This window comes from Streptomyces sp. NPDC033131 (assembly GCF_055578365.1).
In genome coordinates, this window is record NZ_JBVIPA010000011.1 from 149,316 (window position 1) to 166,069 (window position 16,754).

Genomic DNA, 16,754 nt, shown 5'->3' on the forward strand with positions numbered 1-16,754 from the left:
AGCCCGATGATGACCGGTCCGCACACCCGGGCGCACGGCGGCGCGCGGGACGCCGTACGACAAGATGAGTTCAGGTGGCCACTCAGGGTGACGGGACCGGTCGTGCAGGCCCCGCGCGTTTGTCAGTGGGCGGTGCGAGACTCGGCAGTGCAGTCAACGGGACCCTTCTAAGGAGGGCAGAGATGCTCACCACCCGTTATGTCACCGGCGCTCCGAACTGGCTCGATCTCGGCACACCCGACATCGAGGGCGCCTCCTCCTTCTACGGCGCGCTCTTCGGCTGGCAGTTCCGGTCGGGCGGGCCCGAGACCGGCGGCTACGGCTTCTTCCAGCTCGACGGCAGGACGGCCGCGGGGGGCATGCAGACCACCCCGGACCAGGGCCCGCCGTCCTGGACCGTGTACTTCCGGACGCCGGACGCGGACGCCACCGCGAAGGCGGCCGAGCAGGCGCACGGCTCGGTGCTGATGCAGCCCATGGACGTCCTGGACCAGGGCCGCATGGCCATCCTCGCCGACCAGGCGGGCGTGTCCTTCGGCATCTGGCAGCCCGCCGCCAACCCGGGCCTGGACGTCGTGCAGGAACAGGGCTCGCTGTGCTGGCTGGAGCTGTACACACCCGACCTTCCCGCGGCCGCCGGGTTCTACAACAGGCTGTTCGGCTGGGAGACCTCCGCGCTCACCTTCGCCGGCGACACCTACACCACCGTCCATCCGTCGGGGACCGAGCCGGGCGCCATGTTCGGCGGCATCGTCCCCCTGGAGGACGACCCGACGAAGGCGGGGGCCGGGGCCTGGCTGCCGTACTTCGAGGTCCCGGACGCGGACGCCGCGGTCAGTACGGCGCAGGAGCGGGGCGGCACGGTCCGGCTGCCGGCGACGGACCTGGAGGACGTCGGCCGCATCGCCGAACTCGCCGACCCGTACGGCGCCCGCTTCGCGGTGATCAAGAGCGCGCCGCCGCAGCAGAGCTAGCCGGGGCAGGCGTCGGCGCGGGCGTGGCGAGTCAGGCCGAGGCGCGGCGGACCAGTGTCGTCGGCAGGACTATGCCGGACGGCCGCGTCTCCTCACCGGTGGTGCGGCGGTCGAGGCCGCGCAGCAGCAGGCGGGCCATCAACCGGCCCATCTCCTCTATGTCCTGACGGACCGTGGTCAGGGGAGGGTCGCTCTGTTCGGCGACCGGCAGCATGTCGTCGAAGCCGATCACGGCGACGTCCTCGGGCACACGCCGCCCGTGCTCGCGCAGCACGCGCAGGGCGCCGGCGGCGGTGAGGTCGTTGGCGGCGAACACCGCGTCCACGTCGGGCCATCGGTCGAGGATTTCGCGCATCGCCCGCTCGCCGCCGGCCGGGGTGAAGTCGCCCGGCGCGACCAGCCGCACGTCGGCGTCGGCCATGACGTCCCGGTACCCGTCGAGCCGGTCCGCCGCCGAGGTCTGGTCGAGCGGGCCGGTGATGTGCGCGACGCGCCTGCGGCCGAGAGACACGAGATGGCGCACGGCGTCGCGGGCACCGCCTCGGTTGTCGCTGTCGACGTACACGACGTCGTCTCCCTCGCCGTCGCTCCAGCCGGGGCGGCCGCCGAAGACGGTCGGGACGCCGGCGCGGCGGATCAGTCCGGGCAGCGGGTCGTCGAGGTGCAGCGAGAACACCAGCGCCCCGTCGACATGGCCGCCGGCGAGATAGCGGCCGACCCGGGCGTGGTCGTCGCGGCCCTCGGTGAGCAGCAGCACCAGCTGGTTGTCGAGGGCCGTCAACTCCTTGCTGATGCCGCGCAGTTGCAGGGCGAAGAAGGGGTCGGCGAAGACCCGCGTCTCCGGTTCGGCGACGACCACGGCGACGGCGTGGTGCCGCTTGGTCACCAGGCTGCGGGCGGCCTGGTTGGGCACGTACCCGAGCTCGTCCACCGCGCGCCGCACCCGTTCCACGAGCGGCTCCCTGACCCCGTCCCCGCCGTTGACCACCCGCGAGGCGGTGGCCCGCGAGACCCCGGCCCGCGCGGCCACGGCCTCCAGCGTGGGACGCGGCGCTGTCTCGGTCACTTCGGGGCTCCTCATCGGCGGCGTGCCGATCAGGATAGCGCCGGAGGTGGAGCGGAGTGAGAGCGCTCTCACCCCGGTCTCGAAGCACTCTGTGAGGCGCGGAAGCCCGCGACCGGCTCAGTGGGACTCGTGCGGCTCGTGCGGCTCGTATCCGGGAATGGTCCCGTCGGTCTTCCTCACCAGGAACAGCCCCACCATCCCCATGTCGGAGTGGCTCTGCACATGGCAGTGGTACATCCACGCCCCGGCTCCGACCCCCTCCCCCGCGATCACCTGGAAACCGAAGGAGTCCGCCGGGCCGACGATCTTGTTGTCGACGACCTGACTGGGGTCGTCGGGTCCGGTGAGCATGCCCGTGCGGTTGTCCGCCCAGCGGTGACCGTGCAGGTGGAAGGTGTGGTAGTACTCGCCGTGCGTGATCATCACGAACTCGACCCGGTCGCCGACCGTGGCCTCGAAGTCGGGGCCGGAGTGCGCGGGCCGGTTGTTGATCAGCATGTCGTTGAAGACGATGGTGTGGGTCCGGTCCGGCAGGACGTCTCCCTTTCGGCGGACGATCACCGGTCCGTACAGGCCCTTGCGGATTCCGCCGGTGCCGTGCTCCGTTCCCACGACGTGGTCGTGGTAATGCCAGTAGCCCGCGCTGCCCGCCCGCCAGGTGCCGTCCTTGCGACGCCCGGGGGCGTGGGTGCGCCAGGTGTAGGTGCGGGTGCCTCCCGGCTCGACGTGGCTCTTGTTCATCTTCGTGCCGTCGCTGGAGATCTCGTAGTCCAGGCCGTGCACGTGCAGGCTCGCCGCCACGTCCATCGTGTTCTCGAACTCGATGTGCAGGGTGTCGCCCTCGTTGAGTTCGATCAGCGGTCCGGGGATCGTGGCCTTCCCCTTCTCGAAGCCGTAGCCCATCTGCCCGTCGGCGAGTTTCTCGGCGTACAGCCTGATGTGTCTCACCGCGCCACCGGCCGGGGCGGTCTTCGCCGGTGTGTCGGCACTCATGGCCTCGGGACCGAGGGACAACGAGGTCGCCACGACCGCGCCGCCCAGCAGTACTCGTCGGTTGAACCCGCGTCTGTCCATGCGGAACTCCCCACCCTGATACGGAATTTGCGGAGACGTACCTGTGATGAACCGGTGAGACGGTACCGGCCGTTCCGCCGTTCATCCACACTCAGGACAAAGTTCGTCGTAACTCGGTCATAGGTATTGGCGAGTTGCGCAAAGTGGTCTAGCTTCCATCGCGCTGTTGCTGTGACCGAGGAGGTGCCCATGCACTTACGAGGGTTGAGCGCAAGAAGCACGAGAAACAGGAGAAGACGGGCCTGGGCGGCCACCATGACCGCCGGGTTCGTCGCCGCCGGACTGCTGTCGGGGCCCACCGCGAACGCGCGTACGGCCCCGGAGCCGTCCCCGACAACGATGTCCGTCAAGTCGCCGCCGGGCGGCGCGAACGTACGGGTGCTGATCTTCCACGGGTCCGCCGCCGCCGGGGACGAGTCACCGGTCGTGAACGCCGGCATCGAGGCGATCGAGCAGATCGGTCTCTCCGGTCCGGCGAGCGGGCGCTTCAAGGTCGAGGCCACGGGCGACCCGTCCGTCTTCACCGATGACACGCGGCTGGGACGCTACAACGCCATCGCCTTCCTGACCGGCGGCGGGGACGTCCTCGATCCCGATCAGGAAGCGGGCCTGGAGGCCTATATGGAGGCCGGCGGCGGCTTCCTCGGCATCCATGACGCGGCCCGCGCGGAGCCGTACTCGGACTGGTTCACCGGCCTCGTCGGCGCCCGGCCGGCCGTGTCCGGTCCGACGAACGCGCAGCGGGCCACCGTCGAGGTCGGCGACCGCCGGCATCCGGCCACCAAGGACCTGCCCCTGCAGTGGAAGCGCCCCGACCGGTGGCTCAACTGGGTGAAGAACCCCTCGGGTGACGTGCACACCGTCGCCCGTGTACGGGAGTCGACCTACCAGCCGGGCGCGAGCGCCAACGGCTGGGACCACCCGGTCAGTTGGTGCCGGGACTACGACGGCGGGCGGTCCTTCTACACCGGCATGGGCGGCACGGTGTCGTCGTACGACGAGACGGACTTCCGCGCGCATCTGCGCGGCGCGCTGCTGTGGACCACCCGGCTGGTGCAGGCCGACTGCAAGGCGACGATCAACGGCAACTACAAGGCGGAGCGGCTCACCCAGCCCAACCAGCCCGGGCAGAACGACCAGATCGGCGAACCGCACGGCCTGGTCACCGCGCCCGACGGCCGCGTCTTCTACATCGGCCGGGGCGGCGCCGACTCCTCCCAGCCCGTGATCACCGACTGGAACAACCCCGACATCGGCAAGGGCAAGGGCGAGATCCACGTCTACGACCCCGCGACCAAGAAGGTCACCCTGGCGGGCGCGCTGACCGTCTTCGGCAACAAGGGCGGCGGCGACGAACTGGTCAAGGTCGAGGAGGGCCTGCTCGGCATCGAACTCGACCCTCGCTTCGAGCAGAACGGCTGGGTGTACCTGCACTACACGCCGCACGCGCAGATCAACCGCGACACCCGGATGGCCGAGCGGCGCGTCTCCCGCTTCACCCTCGACCCCGCCACCGACAAACTGGACCTGGGCAGCGAGAAGGTGCTGCTCAAGTGGCCCGTGCAGATCCACAGTTGCTGCCACGCGGGCGGCGGGATGGCCTGGGACTCCCAGGGCAACCTGTACATCGCCACCGGCGACAACAACTCCAGCGGCTTCAGCGACGGCTACTCGGGCAACAACCCACAGCCCAACTACAAGGGTGTCTCCTTCGCCGACGCGCGCCGCACCGCCGGCAACACCAACAACCTCAACGGCAAGATCCTGCGCATCCACCCGGAACCCGACGGGACCTACACCCTCCCCGACGGCAACCTCTTCACCGGCAAGGAGACCGACGAGGGCGGCGGCAAGACCCGCGGTGAGATCTATGTGATGGGCGTGCGCAACCCGGCGCGCATCTTCGTCGACAAGCAGACCGACACCCTCTACGCCGGCTGGGTCGGCCCCGACGCGAGCGCGCCCTCGACGACCTGGGGTCCCGCCAAGTACGACACCTTCGCCGTCATCACCGAGGCGGGCAACCGCGGCTGGCCGTACTGCATGGGCAACAAACAGCCCTACCGGGACCGCAACCTGCCCGACCCCACCCAGCCGCTCGGCTGGTACGACTGCGACCACCCGAAGAACGAGTCGCCCAACAACGACGGCCTGGTCAACCTGCCGCCCGTCACCGGCAACAACATCTGGTACTCGCCCCAGGGCGGCGCCCCGGACTACCCGCGCGACGCGAACGGCATCCCCTCCTACAAGCAGGAGGAGGCCACCTATCTGCTGCCGTGGCTCAAGGGCGGCGGCCAGGCCGCGATGAACGGGCCGGTCTACCGGTACGACGCGGCGAGCACGAGCGCGGCCAAGTGGCCCTCCTACTGGGACGGCAAGTGGTTCGTCGGCGACTTCTACGACGCCGACCAGCCGCGCAACGCGGTCATCACCGATCCGAAGAACCAGGGCGCCGGCGGTCTGCCGGTCCACTCGGAGTCCCTGAAGAAGATCGTGCCGGTCGGCAACAACGGCATCAGGAACCTCATGGACTGGAAGTTCGGTCCGGACGGCGCCCTGTACGTCCTCGACTACGGCCGCGGCTTCTTCACCTCGGACGCCAGGTCGGCGCTGTGGCGGGTCACTTACACGGGCGGCGGGCCGACTCCGGCCGCCGGCCGGCTGGCGAGGGGGACGCAGTGACACGGCAACGAAGAGTCTGGACGGCCATGGTGGCCGCGCTGCTCGTCATCCTCGGGCTGCAGGCGCTGCCCGCAGCGGGGCAGACTCAGCAGCATGCCCGGCAGGAGAGCCGGCAGCCCCAGGAGCAGGCCGCGGCCCAGGTGCTCACCTGGACCGCCGGAAACGACATCGACAAGTACACGTCGGCGCCCGCGACGGCCGTGGCGGGCGCGGCGACGATCGTCTTCGAGAACAGTGCGGCGACCGGCAACACCATCGGCATGCCGCACACGTTGACGTTCGTGACGAGCGATCCGGAGTTCAACAGCGACGTCCAGCTCAACATCCTCGCCAACCCGGGCGACGACCAGGGCGGCCGTCACACCGCCGAGGTCACGCTCACGCCGGGCCGCTACTTCTACCACTGCACGATTCCCGGCCACGGCCAGATGCAGGGCATCCTCGTGGTGACCGAGGGCGGCGGCGAGGACACGACACCGCCCGAGACGACCGCGCAGGTGACCGGCACGCAGAACGCGCAGGGCGAGTACGTCGGCTCGGCGAGTGTCGCGATCAGCGCGACCGACGAAGACGGCGGGTCCGGGGTCGACGGCATACAGTATGCGGTCGGTGACACGGGCGACTGGTTTCCGTACACCGCACCGGTCGTCGTCGACCAGGTCGGCAGCCACTCGATCCGCTACCGCGCCCTCGACAAGGCGGGCAACGTGTCGGCGGAGAAGAGTGTCGCGTTCACGGTCGTCCCCCCGGCCTCCGACGACACCGCACCGCCCGACACCTCGGCGACAGTGAGCGGTGAGCAGAACGCCGACGGGACGTACGTCGACATGGCGACGGTCACCGTCAGCGCCTCGGACACCGGATCCGGCGTCAACACCATCGAGTACGCGGTCGGCTCCGGTGCCTGGCAGCCGTACACCGCCCCCGTGATGGTGCACCAGGCCGGGACGCACACCGTGCGCTACCGGGCCACCGACAAGGCCGGCAACGTGGCCGCCGAGAAGAGCGTGCGGTTCACGGTCGTCGCCGCGCCACCGCAGGACACGACCCCGCCGGTGACCGGCGTGACCGTGGACGGCACGCGGAACTCCGACGGGGCGTACGTCGGGAACGCCAAGGTGACCGTGAGCGCGACCGACGAACACGGCGGGTCGGGTGTCGACCGGATCGAGTATTCACTCGACGGTGGACCGTACATCGCATACAGCATTGCCGTGGTGGTCGACCGTGCCGGCGCGCACACCCTCGCGTACCGGGCCGTCGACAAGGCGGGCAACACCTCCGCCGCACGGACCGTCAGCTTCACCGTGGTGGCCGGCGGCGGGGTGCCCGCACCCAACTGTTCGGAGTACGACGAGCGGTGGACCGTCATCGTCGGCACGGTCGACTCGGGCGTGCCGAACCGGGTCACGAACAACCGGTGCCGGATCAACGAGTTGATCGAGGACGAGAAGGAGTGGACGTCCCACGCGCTGTTCCTGAAGCATGTCAAGGCGGTACTGGACAAGCTCCTCACGGAAGGCGTCGTCGACCAGCGCGAGTACAACGCGATCCAGAAGGCGGCCCGCCAGTCCGGCATCGGCAAGCCCGGACAGACCGAGGGCTACCGCACGATCCTCGACGGCAGCGCGGAGTCCTTCGCCAAGTGGCAGCAGGTGGGCGGCGGTTCGTTCGCGCCGAACGCCGACGGGTCGATCACCTCGGGCACCACGAAGGCCGGGCTCGGCATGCTGTGGTTCCCGCAGCGCAAGTACGGCGACTTCTCGCTCAGGCTCCAGTGGCGTGACGACGCTCCGGGCACCGGCAACGCCAACTCCGGTGTGTTCGTGCGGTTCCCGGGGGTGCACGACCACCCGGAGGAGTCGCGGCCGGAGTGGGTCGCCATCAAGTACGGGCACGAGGTGCAGGTGCTCGACCGGCCCGACGGGGACATGTACAAGACGGGCTCGGTCTACGGTTTCGACCGGGTGGGGCTGGCCGGGGCCGGCGTCACCCAGAAGGGCACGTGGAACGACTACGAGATCCGGGTGGTCGACCAGCACTACTCGGTCTACCGCAACGGCGTGCTGATCAACGAGTTCGACAACGTCGGCGGCCAGGACTTCTCCCCGCCGCGCTCGGACGACCCGGGCACGGACGGGCGGCGGTTCGCCTCCGGCCACATCGGACTCCAGGTGCACGGCACGACGGACGTGATCTCGTACCGGGACATCAGGATCAAGGAGCTGTAGGTCCCGAAGGAGGTCCCTCGTAGGGGGCACCTTCGCAGGTCAGGAAGGAGGTGCCTCCGGTGGGGGCGCCTCCTTCCTCGCCTTGCTCGGCTGCACCCGCCTGGGTTCTCCCGGCATCTTCGGATACTCGGGCGGGTACGGCAGATCGCCGAGCCCGTGATCGTGCTCGTCGCGGCGCGCCAGCTCCAGCAAGGGCTCCAGGGAGAAGGCGTGGTCGTCCATGTCCGCGTGCACGTCGCCGAGTTCGGCGAAGCGGGCGGGCATGGTCGCGATGTCGAAGTCCTGGGGGTGCGCGGTGCCGACCTCGTCCCAGCGCAGGGGCGCGGAGACCGGGGCGTGCGGGCGCGGCCGTACGGAGTAGGCGGAGGCGATCGTGCGGTCCCGGGCGGTCTGGTTGTAGTCGATGAAGATGCGCTCGCCCCGCTCCTCCTTCCACCACTTGATGGTCACCCGCTCCGGCATCCGGCGTTCCATCTCCCGCCCGACCGCGATGGCGGCACGCCGGACCTGGGTGAAGGTCCAGCGGGGTTCGATCGGGACGAAGACGTGCAGGCCGCGTCCGCCGGAGGTCTTCGGCCAGCCGCGCAGGCCGCCGTGCTCGTCGAGGACGGCGCGCAGTTCACGGGCGGCGCGGACCGCGTCGTCGTAGTCGGTGCCGGGCTGCGGGTCGAGGTCGATGCGCAGTTCGTCGGGGCGGTCGACGTCGTCGCGGCGGACCGGCCAGGGATGGAAGGTGAGGGTGCCGAACTGGGCGGCCCACAGCACGGCGGCCTCCTCGGTGGGGCACATCTCGTCGGCGCTGCGGCCGCTGGGGAAGGTGATGTGCGCGGTGGGGATCCAGTGGGGCATGTTCTTCGGTGCCCGCTTCTGGAAGAAGGACTCGCCGCCCACGCCGTCCGGGTAGCGCTCCAGGGTGGTGGGGCGGTTGCGCAGGGCACGCAGGATGCCGGGACCCACGGCCTGGTAGTAGCGGGCCAGGTCCAGCTTGGTGAAGCCGCGCTCCGGGAAGAAGACCTTGTCCGGGCTGGACAGCCGTACGGTCCGGCCGCCCGCCTCCAGTTCCACCGCTTCGCCCATGCGAGCCACGGTAGGCGTACCGCGCATACCTCGCACACCGGGCATTTCATTCGATTCGAGCGCAGAATCGGAGCATGGATCTGCCCGTGATGCCGCCCGTGAAGCCCATGCTCGCCAAGTCGGTGGCGAAGATCCCGCCGGACATGCACTACGAGGCGAAGTGGGACGGGTTCCGGGCGATCGTGTTCCGTGACGGGGCCGAGGTCGAGCTGGGAAGCCGTACCGGCAAGCCTCTGACCAGGTACTTCCCGGAGCTGGTCGCGGCGCTCGGGGAGCGGTTGCCCGAGCGGTGCGTGCTGGACGGGGAGATCGTCATCGCGCGGGAGGGGCGGCTGGACTTCGACGCGCTGACCGAGCGCATCCATCCGGCGGACTCCCGGGTGCGGACGCTGGCCCAGCGGACGCCGTCGTCGTTCGTCGCCTTCGACCTGCTGGCCCTGGCGGACGAGTCGCTGCTGGACGTGCCGCTCGTCGAGCGGCGGGCGCTGCTGACCGCGGCCCTGACCGGGGTGACGGCCCCCGTGCACGTGGCGCCGGCGACGACCGACATCGACGTGGCTCAGCAGTGGTTCGAGCAGTACGAGGGGGCGGGCCTGGACGGTGTCGTCGCCAAGCCGCTCAACGGGCGGTACCTCCAGGACGAGCGCGCCATGTTCAAGATCAAGCACGAGCGGACGGCGGACGCCGTCGTCGCGGGCTACCGCCTCCACAAGAGCGGCCCGGTGGTCGGCTCGCTGCTGCTGGGCCTGTACGACGACCGGGGTGCCCTCCAGCACGTGGGCGTGTCGGCCGCCTTCCCCATGAAGCGGCGGGCCGAGCTGGTCGAGGAGCTGGAGCCGCTGCGCATGGACGACGTCACGGGACACCCGTGGGCGGCCTGGGCCGAGGAGGCGGCACACGAGACGGCCCGGCTGCCCGGGGCGCCCAGCCGCTGGTCCGGCAAGAAGGACCTGTCCTGGGTGCCGCTGCGGCCGGAGCGGGTGGTCGAGGTGGCGTACGACCACATGGAGAACGGTGCCCGCTTCCGGCACACGGCCCGCTTCCGCCGCTGGCGCCCGGACCGGACCCCCGAGAGCTGCACGTACGCGCAGCTGGAGGAGCCGGTGCGCTACGACCTGGCGGAGATCTTCGGTCCCCCGGCGTGACGCGTAGCCTGGCTCAGGGAGTGGCTCAGGGAGTGGCTCAGGGAGTCATCAGCACCTTGACCGCGCCGTCCCGCTTGTGCTGGAACATCCGGTACGCGTCCGGTGCCTCGCTGAGCGGCAGCCGGTGGGTGGCGAAGTCGTCAACGCCGAGCGGGTCCTCGTCGGTGAGGTAGGGGATGATCTCGTCGCTCCAGCGCCGCACGTTCGCCTGGCCCATCCGGATCTGGATCTGCTTGTCGAACATGGTGAGCATCGGGAGCGGGTCGGCCATGCCGCCGTAGACCCCGGAGAGCGAGATCGTGCCGCCCCGGCGCACCAGCTCGATGGCGGTGTGGAAGGCGGCGAGCCGGTCGACGCTGAAGCGCTCCGCGAACGGTCCGCTGATCTTCCGCGGCAGCATCGCGGACGCCTGCTGGGCGAGCTTGGCGGCGGCGCTGCCGTGGGCCTCGGTGCCGACGGCGTCGATCACGGCGTCGGGGCCGCGTCCGTCCGTCTCGTCGCGGATCGCCTGGACCAGTTCCTTCTCGTTGTCGAAGGTCCTGAGGTCGTACGTCTCCACACCGCGCGACCGTGCCCGGCGCAGCCGCTCGCCGACCAGGTCCACGCCGAAGACCTGTCCGGCGCCGCGGAGCTGGGCGATGCGGCACGCCATGTCGCCGATCGGCCCGAGGCCGAGCACGGCGACGCTGCCGCCCTGCGGGACGTCCGCGTAGGCGACCGCCTGCCAGGCGGTGGGCAGGACGTCGGAGAGGTAGACGAAGCGGTCGTCGGGCGGGCCCTCGGGGACCTTGATCGGGCCGAACTGCGCCTGCGGGACGCGCAGGTACTCGGCTTGGCCGCCCGGGACGGAGCCGTACAGACGGGTGTAGCCGAAGAGGGCGGCGCCCATGCCCTCACTGTGGACCTGGGTGGTCTCGCACTGCGTCGGCAGGCCGGTCAGGCACATCCAGCACTTGCCGCAGGCGATCTGGAACGGCACGACGACCCGGTCGCCGGCCGAGAGGTCCTGCACCCCGGCGCCGACCTCCTCGACGATGCCCATCGGCTCGTGCCCGAGGATGTCGCCCGGTGTCATGAACGGGGTGAGCACCTCGTACAGGTGCAGGTCGGAGCCGCACAGTCCGGTGGAGGTGACCCGGATGACGGCGTCCGTCGGCTCCTGGATCGTCGGATCGGGCACTTCCTCCACCCGCACGTCCCGTTTTCCCTGCCAGGTCACTGCCTTCATCGCACGCTCCCTAGGTCACGTCGGCGTGTCCGGTCTGCGGTGGCGACCGGGTACCCGGTCGCCACGCCGCCGAATCGCCGCACCCGGGCCCGATCGGCGTAGGCAACGCGGCCGATCAGAATCGAGCGGGTATGGCCATCAATGAACGTATGAGCGCACAATCAATGACAAGAGACGGGTGGCCACGGTGGGCAAGGGACACAGAGCGCGCACGCGACGCACCGTCACGGCGGTGGCGCTGCTCGCCGCCACGGCGACCGCCTCGCTGACGGCGAGCTGCACGGGCGGGGGCGGCGCGGGTGATGACGGGCGCGGGCGGCTGCGCACGCCCGTCGAGAGCCCGAGCGAGAGTCCGAGCGAGCGCGTCGACGCCGGCTCGGTACTCACCGTGAAGATCGACAACGCCCGCGCGGCCCGGCCCCATACGGGCCTGGACTCCGCCGACATCGTGTACGCCGAGCAGGTCGAGGGCGGGCTGAGCCGGCTGATGGCGGTCTACGCCACCAAGCTGCCGAAGGCCGTCGGTCCGGTGCGCAGCGCCCGCGAGTCGGACCTGGAGCTGCTGGCCCAGTTCGACCGGCCGACACTCGCCTTCTCCGGGGCCCAGGGCAAACTGATGCCGCTGATCGACAAGGCGCCCCTGGTCGCGCAGACGCCCGGCACGGTGTCCGGCGCCTACTACCGCGGCACCGGCAAGCCCTCCCCGCACAACCTCTACCTGCGGCCGGAGCGGCTGCTGCCCGCCGCGCCGGGCGCGGACGCGCTGACGACCGGCTTCCGGTACGGCGCCGCACCCGCCGTAGGACAGAAGGAGACCTCGCGGACCGTGCGTTACCCGGCGGCGGCCTTCACCTTCAACTGGTCGGCGGACCGGGGCCGCTGGCTGGTCTCGATGGACGGGACGCCCGCCGTGACGACCGACGGGAAGCGGATGGCGCCGGCGACGGTCGTCGTGCAGTACGTGAAGGTGCGCGCGTCCGCCTTCCACGACTTCCTCGGCAACAACACGCCGTACACCGAGACGGTCGGCTCGGGGACCGCGGACGTGCTGCGCGGCGGACGGGCCTACGGCGTGAACTGGTCGCGCCCCGAGGCCACGGAGGGCACCGAGTTCACGACCGACGCCGGGGAGCCGGTGAACTTCGCCGAGGGGCAGGTGTGGGTGGTGTTCGCGAAGGCCTCGTGAGCGGCTGAGCGGGCTCAGGGCTGGGCGACGAGGGGCTGCGTCGGGTTGCGGAGCCCTTCGGCCGCGTCCGAGACCCGCTGGATGAGGTCGAAGAACACGCTCTGCTCCTCGGCCGACAGCGGAGCCAGGAAGACCTGGTTCATCCGGGCGGTGCGCACGGTCAGCTTGCGGTGGGTGCGCAGGCCCTCGTCCGTGAGGTGCAGCAGGAAGCGGCGGCCGTCCTGCGGGTCGCGCACCTTGTCGAGGAGCCCGCGCCGGCCGAGCCGGCTGATCACCTCGGCGATGGTCGACCGGTCCAGGCCCACCCGTTCCCCGACGGTCCGCTGATCCAGCCGGTCCGGCTCCCCGACGAGCGCGTTGAGGACCGCGAACTGCGGCGAGGTGATCTCCTCGGAGACCATCGTGTTCCACAGCAGGTAGTGCGCCTGCTGGAGCCGCCGGGCCAGGTGCCCGGGGTGGGTGGAGAGGTCCACCGCGGCCATGTGCGCTCCCCAGATCGAATTCATTGGTGCACTGAACAATACCGGCGCGGGCGGCACCTGTCTGCGGCCCGCACCCGGTGAACTGACCTGGCAGTTCTCCTGGGTCTTGACGCCCCGCAGCTCCGGTGGCAGCGTGAGGGACACCTCGCTGAAATAATCAGTGCCCTGACTAATTTCTCAGGACGGGCGCTCGGACGGGATGGGGCTTCACGGATGGACAAGGTGGTCGCCACCGCCCTCGAGGCGGTGGCCGATGTGCCGGACGGTGCGTCGCTGGCGGTGGGCGGATTCGGGCTGAGCGGTGTGCCGAACGTGCTGATCCAGGCGCTGTACGAGCGGGGGATCACCGGCGTGAGCGTCGTCTCGAACAACTGCGGCGCGATGGACTCCGGCCTCGCGGTGCTGCTGTCGGCCGGGCGGATCGCCCGGGTGACCGGCTCCTACATCGGGGCGAACAAGGAGTTCGCCCGCCAGTACCTGGGCGGGGAGCTGGAGGTGGAGATGATCCCGCAGGGCACGCTGGCCGAGCGGCTGCGGGCCGGCGGCGCGGGGATCCCGGCGTTCTTCACCCCGGCGGGCGTGGGCACGCAGGTCGCCGACGGCGGGCTGCCCTGGCGCTACGACGGGCAGGGCGGCGTCGCGCTCGCCTCACCGCCGAAGGAGGTGCGGGAGTTCGACGGCACGGAGTATGTGCTGGAGCACGGGATCCGCACCGACTTCGCACTGGTCAGGGCCGCGAAAGGGGACCGGTACGGCAATCTGGTCTTCAACAGGTCCAGCCGCAACTTCAACCCCCTCGCGGCCATGGCCGGCCGGGTGACGATCGCCGAGGTGGAGGAGCTGGTGGAGCCTGGGGAGATGGACCCGGACGCGGTGCATCTGCCGGGGATCTTCGTACAGCGGGTCCTCGCGCTGACACCGGAACAGGCCGCCGACAAGCGGATAGAGAAGCGGACGGTGAGCTCCTGATGGCCTGGACACGCGAACAGATGGCCGCGCGGGCCGCGCGCGAGCTGGAGGACGGCCAGTACGTCAATCTCGGCATCGGCCTGCCGACCCTGATCCCCAACTACCTCCCGCCGGACGTCGAGGTGATCCTGGAGTCGGAGAACGGCATCCTGGGCACCGGCCCCTACCCCACCGAGGACCAGGTCGACCCCGACCTGATCAACGCGGGCAAGGAGACGGTGACGGTGCTGCCGGGCGCGTCCTTCTTCGACTCGGCACTGTCCTTCGGGATGATCCGGGGCGGGCACATCGACGTCGCGGTGCTCGGCGCGATGCAGGTCTCCGAGAAGGGCGACCTGGCCAACTGGGCCATCCCCGGGAAGCTGATCACCGGCATCGGCGGGGCGATGGACCTCGTCCACGGAGCCCGTACGGTCATCGTCGTGATGACCCACACCGCCAAGGACGGCTCCCCGAAGATCCTCGCGGAATGCGCGCTGCCGCTCACGGGCAAGGCGTGTGTGAACCGGATCATCACCGACCTCGGTGTTCTGGACGTCACGGCGGACGGCCTGGTGCTCGTCGAGACCGCGCCCGGCGTGAGCGTCGACGAGATCACCGCCAAGACCGACGCCCGCCTGACCGTCGCGGAGGCCCTGAAGTGAAGACCGTCTACATCGTCGACGCCGTCCGGTCCCCGGTCGGCCGCTACAGCGGTGCCCTCGCCGCCGTACGCCCCGACGACCTGGGCGCGCACGCCATCCGTGAACTCCTCGCCCGTACGCCGCAGTTGGACCCGTCCCGGATCGAGGACGTGTACTTCGGCAACGCCAACGGCGCGGGCGAGGAGAACCGCAACGTGGGAAGGATGGCCGCACTGCTGGCCGGCCTGCCCACCTCGGTGCCCGGTGTGACCGTCAACCGGCTGTGCGCGTCCGGTCTCGAGGCCGTGATCCAGGCGGCCCGCGCCATCGCGGTCGGGGACGCCTCCATCGCCGTGGCCGGTGGCGTGGAGTCGATGACCCGGGCGCCGTACGTGCTGCCCAAGTCGGACAAGCCGTTCCCGGCCGGGCACACCGAGCTGTACTCGACCACGCTGGGCTGGCGGATGGTCAACCCGAGGATGGAACCGCAGTGGACCGTCCCACTGGGCGAGTCGGCCGAACTGATCGCGGAGAAGCACAAGATCAGCCGTGCGCAGCAGGACGAGTTCGCGCTGAACAGCCACCAGAAGGCCGCACGGGCCCAGCAGGCGGGCCTGTTCGACGCCGAGCTCGCTCCGGTGTCGATCCCGCAGCGCAAGGGCGAGCCGGTGGTCTTCGGTGCCGACGAGTGCGTACGGCCGGATGCGTCACTGAGCGCCATGGCCAGGCTCAAGCCGTCCTTCCGTACCTCCGGGGGGACGGTCACCGCGGGCAACGCCTCGCCCCTCAACGACGGTGCCGCCGCGCTGCTCCTCGTCGACGAGGAGGGACTGAAGGCCACCGGCCGCGAACCGCTGGCCCGGATCTCCGCGACCGGCGTCAACGCCCTGGACCCGCACTACTTCGGCCTCGCGCCCGTCGAGGCGGTCAACCGCGCACTCGCCAAGGCGGGCAAGAGCTTCGACGACCTGTCAGTGCTGGAGCTGAACGAGGCGTTCGCCGCCCAGGTGCTGGGCTGTGTGGCCGAGTGGCCCGAGTTCGACCCGGCGATCCTCAACCCGCAGGGCGGTGCCATCGCCCTCGGCCATCCGCTGGGCGCCTCCGGTGCCCGGCTCGCCGGCACGGTCGCCCACCAGCTCGCCCGCCGGGGCAGCGGTGTCGGCGTCGCCACCCTCTGCATCGGCGTGGGCCAAGGTCTCGCCCTCGTCCTCGAGCGCTAGGAAGCGTGAGCAACCCATGACTCTCACCCAAGCGGACATCGACCTGGAGATCGCGGCCGAGCACGCCGCGTACGAGAAGCGCCTCGCCGACGGCGCTCCCGTCGAGCACCAGCCGCGCCGCGACTACGCCCCGTACCGGTCCTCGGTCCTGCGGCACCCCAAGCAGCCGCCGGTCGCGATCGACGTGAGCCGGGACCCGGAGCTGGTGGAGCTGTCCTCCCCCGCCTTCGGGGAACGGGACATCACCGAGGTCGACAACGACCTGACCCGGCAGCACAACGGCGAGCCGATCGGCGAGCGCATCACCGTCTCCGGGCGGCTTCTCGACCGGAACGGGCGTCCGATCCGCGGTCAGCTGGTCGAGATCTGGCAGGCGAACTCGGCCGGCCGCTACGCGCACCAGCGCGAGCAGCACGACGCCCCGCTGGACCCGAACTTCACCGGCGTCGGCCGCACGCTGACCGACGACAGCGGCCTCTACCACTTCACGACCGTCCAGCCGGGCCCCTACCCGTGGCGTCAGCACGTCAACGCCTGGCGGCCGGCGCACATCCACTTCTCGCTGTTCGGTTCGGCGTTCACGCAGCGGCTCGTGACGCAGATGTACTTCCCGAGCGACCCGCTGTTCCCCTACGACCCGATCATCCAGTCGGTGACGGACGACACGGCCCGGCAGCGGCTGGTGGCGACGTACGACCACAGCCTGTCGGTGCCGGAGTTCTCGATGGGCTACCACTGGGACATCGTGCTCGACGGGCCGACCGCCACCTGGATCGAAGAAGGACGCTGACCTG

The 16,754-nt window shown here is 70.5% G+C and carries 14 protein-coding genes; 9 read left to right on the forward strand and 5 right to left on the reverse strand.

Features of this window, described 5'->3' with window-relative positions; translation table 11 throughout:
* Positions 1-182: 182 nt before the first annotated feature.
* On the forward strand, positions 183-974 hold the full coding sequence (locus ACZ5XS_RS16855) for a VOC family protein (RefSeq protein ID WP_468651923.1): 792 nt from the start codon (positions 183-185) through the stop codon (positions 972-974).
* Positions 975-1,005: 31 nt separating this feature from the next.
* Here ACZ5XS_RS16855 and ACZ5XS_RS16860 read toward each other — a convergent pair whose 3' ends face one another.
* Positions 1,006-2,040: a LacI family DNA-binding transcriptional regulator gene (locus ACZ5XS_RS16860; RefSeq protein WP_468651925.1), complete on the reverse strand. Its 1,035-nt coding sequence runs from the start codon at positions 2,038-2,040 to the stop codon at positions 1,006-1,008.
* Positions 2,041-2,157: 117 nt separating this feature from the next.
* Positions 2,158-3,114 (reverse strand): multicopper oxidase domain-containing protein, encoded by a 957-nt coding sequence (locus ACZ5XS_RS16865; RefSeq protein WP_468651927.1) that lies wholly within the window; start codon positions 3,112-3,114, stop codon positions 2,158-2,160.
* Between the two features lie 189 nt (positions 3,115-3,303).
* Between ACZ5XS_RS16865 and ACZ5XS_RS16870 the strand changes: the two genes are divergently transcribed.
* Entirely contained in the window at positions 3,304-5,799 is a 2,496-nt protein-coding gene (locus tag ACZ5XS_RS16870; RefSeq protein ID WP_468651929.1) for a ThuA domain-containing protein, read from the forward strand.
* Positions 5,800-5,825: 26 nt separating this feature from the next.
* The gene (locus ACZ5XS_RS16875) at positions 5,826-8,030 is read left to right on the forward strand and encodes an OmpL47-type beta-barrel domain-containing protein (protein WP_468652070.1); all 2,205 of its coding nucleotides are present in this window, start codon (positions 5,826-5,828) and stop codon (positions 8,028-8,030) included.
* A 39-nt stretch (positions 8,031-8,069) separates the two neighbouring features.
* On the opposite strand, the gene ligD is transcribed toward ACZ5XS_RS16875, so the two are convergent.
* On the reverse strand, positions 8,070-9,107 hold the full coding sequence (gene ligD, locus ACZ5XS_RS16880) for a non-homologous end-joining DNA ligase (RefSeq protein ID WP_468651931.1): 1,038 nt from the start codon (positions 9,105-9,107) through the stop codon (positions 8,070-8,072).
* Between the two features lie 74 nt (positions 9,108-9,181).
* On the opposite strand from ligD, the gene ACZ5XS_RS16885 reads away from it, so the two are divergent.
* Entirely contained in the window at positions 9,182-10,252 is a 1,071-nt protein-coding gene (locus ACZ5XS_RS16885) for an ATP-dependent DNA ligase (RefSeq protein WP_468651933.1), read from the forward strand.
* 37 nt (positions 10,253-10,289) lie between these two features.
* Here ACZ5XS_RS16885 and ACZ5XS_RS16890 read toward each other — a convergent pair whose 3' ends face one another.
* Entirely contained in the window at positions 10,290-11,480 is a 1,191-nt protein-coding gene (locus ACZ5XS_RS16890) for a zinc-dependent alcohol dehydrogenase (protein ID WP_468651935.1), read from the reverse strand.
* 232 nt (positions 11,481-11,712) lie between these two features.
* Between ACZ5XS_RS16890 and ACZ5XS_RS16895 the strand changes: the two genes are divergently transcribed.
* Positions 11,713-12,666 carry a DUF3048 domain-containing protein gene (locus ACZ5XS_RS16895; RefSeq protein ID WP_468651937.1) on the forward strand — a complete coding sequence of 318 codons (954 nt, stop codon included), beginning with the start codon at positions 11,713-11,715 and terminating at the stop codon, positions 12,664-12,666.
* Positions 12,667-12,680: 14 nt separating this feature from the next.
* Here the strand turns inward: ACZ5XS_RS16895 and ACZ5XS_RS16900 are convergent, their stop codons facing one another.
* Positions 12,681-13,148, reverse strand: coding sequence for a MarR family winged helix-turn-helix transcriptional regulator (locus ACZ5XS_RS16900; RefSeq protein ID WP_468652072.1), 468 nt, complete (start codon positions 13,146-13,148; stop codon positions 12,681-12,683).
* Positions 13,149-13,361: 213 nt separating this feature from the next.
* Between ACZ5XS_RS16900 and ACZ5XS_RS16905 the strand changes: the two genes are divergently transcribed.
* The 4 genes from ACZ5XS_RS16905 to pcaH are packed head-to-tail and all read left to right on the forward strand — an operon-like array spanning position 13,362 to position 16,750.
* Positions 13,362-14,117 carry a CoA transferase subunit A gene (locus tag ACZ5XS_RS16905; RefSeq protein ID WP_468651939.1) on the forward strand — a complete coding sequence of 252 codons (756 nt, stop codon included), beginning with the start codon at positions 13,362-13,364 and terminating at the stop codon, positions 14,115-14,117.
* Positions 14,117-14,761: a CoA transferase subunit B gene (locus ACZ5XS_RS16910; protein ID WP_468651941.1), complete on the forward strand. Its 645-nt coding sequence runs from the start codon at positions 14,117-14,119 to the stop codon at positions 14,759-14,761. Before ACZ5XS_RS16905 ends, ACZ5XS_RS16910 begins: the two co-directional genes overlap by 1 nt.
* On the forward strand, positions 14,758-15,960 hold the full coding sequence (locus ACZ5XS_RS16915) for a thiolase family protein (RefSeq protein WP_468651943.1): 1,203 nt from the start codon (positions 14,758-14,760) through the stop codon (positions 15,958-15,960). Before ACZ5XS_RS16910 ends, ACZ5XS_RS16915 begins: the two co-directional genes overlap by 4 nt.
* A gap of 16 nt (positions 15,961-15,976) precedes the next feature.
* Positions 15,977-16,750 carry a protocatechuate 3,4-dioxygenase subunit beta gene (pcaH, locus tag ACZ5XS_RS16920; RefSeq protein ID WP_468651945.1) on the forward strand — a complete coding sequence of 258 codons (774 nt, stop codon included), beginning with the start codon at positions 15,977-15,979 and terminating at the stop codon, positions 16,748-16,750.
* Positions 16,751-16,754: the final 4 nt, after the last annotated feature.

Bases quoted from the DNA above. Each gene is read 5' to 3' on its own strand.
- ACZ5XS_RS16855 (WP_468651923.1), top strand. From the start codon at position 183: ATGCTCACCACCCGTTATGTCACCGGCGCTCCGAACTGGCTCGATCTC.
- ACZ5XS_RS16865 (WP_468651927.1), bottom strand. From the start codon at position 3,114: ATGGACAGACGCGGGTTCAACCGACGAGTACTGCTGGGCGGCGCGGTC.
- ACZ5XS_RS16870 (WP_468651929.1), top strand. From the start codon at position 3,304: ATGCACTTACGAGGGTTGAGCGCAAGAAGCACGAGAAACAGGAGAAGA.
- ACZ5XS_RS16875 (WP_468652070.1), top strand. From the start codon at position 5,826: ATGGTGGCCGCGCTGCTCGTCATCCTCGGGCTGCAGGCGCTGCCCGCA.
- ligD (WP_468651931.1), bottom strand. From the start codon at position 9,107: ATGGGCGAAGCGGTGGAACTGGAGGCGGGCGGCCGGACCGTACGGCTG.
- ACZ5XS_RS16885 (WP_468651933.1), top strand. From the start codon at position 9,182: ATGGATCTGCCCGTGATGCCGCCCGTGAAGCCCATGCTCGCCAAGTCG.
- ACZ5XS_RS16890 (WP_468651935.1), bottom strand. From the start codon at position 11,480: ATGAAGGCAGTGACCTGGCAGGGAAAACGGGACGTGCGGGTGGAGGAA.
- ACZ5XS_RS16900 (WP_468652072.1), bottom strand. From the start codon at position 13,148: ATGGCCGCGGTGGACCTCTCCACCCACCCCGGGCACCTGGCCCGGCGG.
- ACZ5XS_RS16905 (WP_468651939.1), top strand. From the start codon at position 13,362: ATGGACAAGGTGGTCGCCACCGCCCTCGAGGCGGTGGCCGATGTGCCG.
- ACZ5XS_RS16910 (WP_468651941.1), top strand. From the start codon at position 14,117: ATGGCCTGGACACGCGAACAGATGGCCGCGCGGGCCGCGCGCGAGCTG.
- pcaH (WP_468651945.1), top strand. From the start codon at position 15,977: ATGACTCTCACCCAAGCGGACATCGACCTGGAGATCGCGGCCGAGCAC.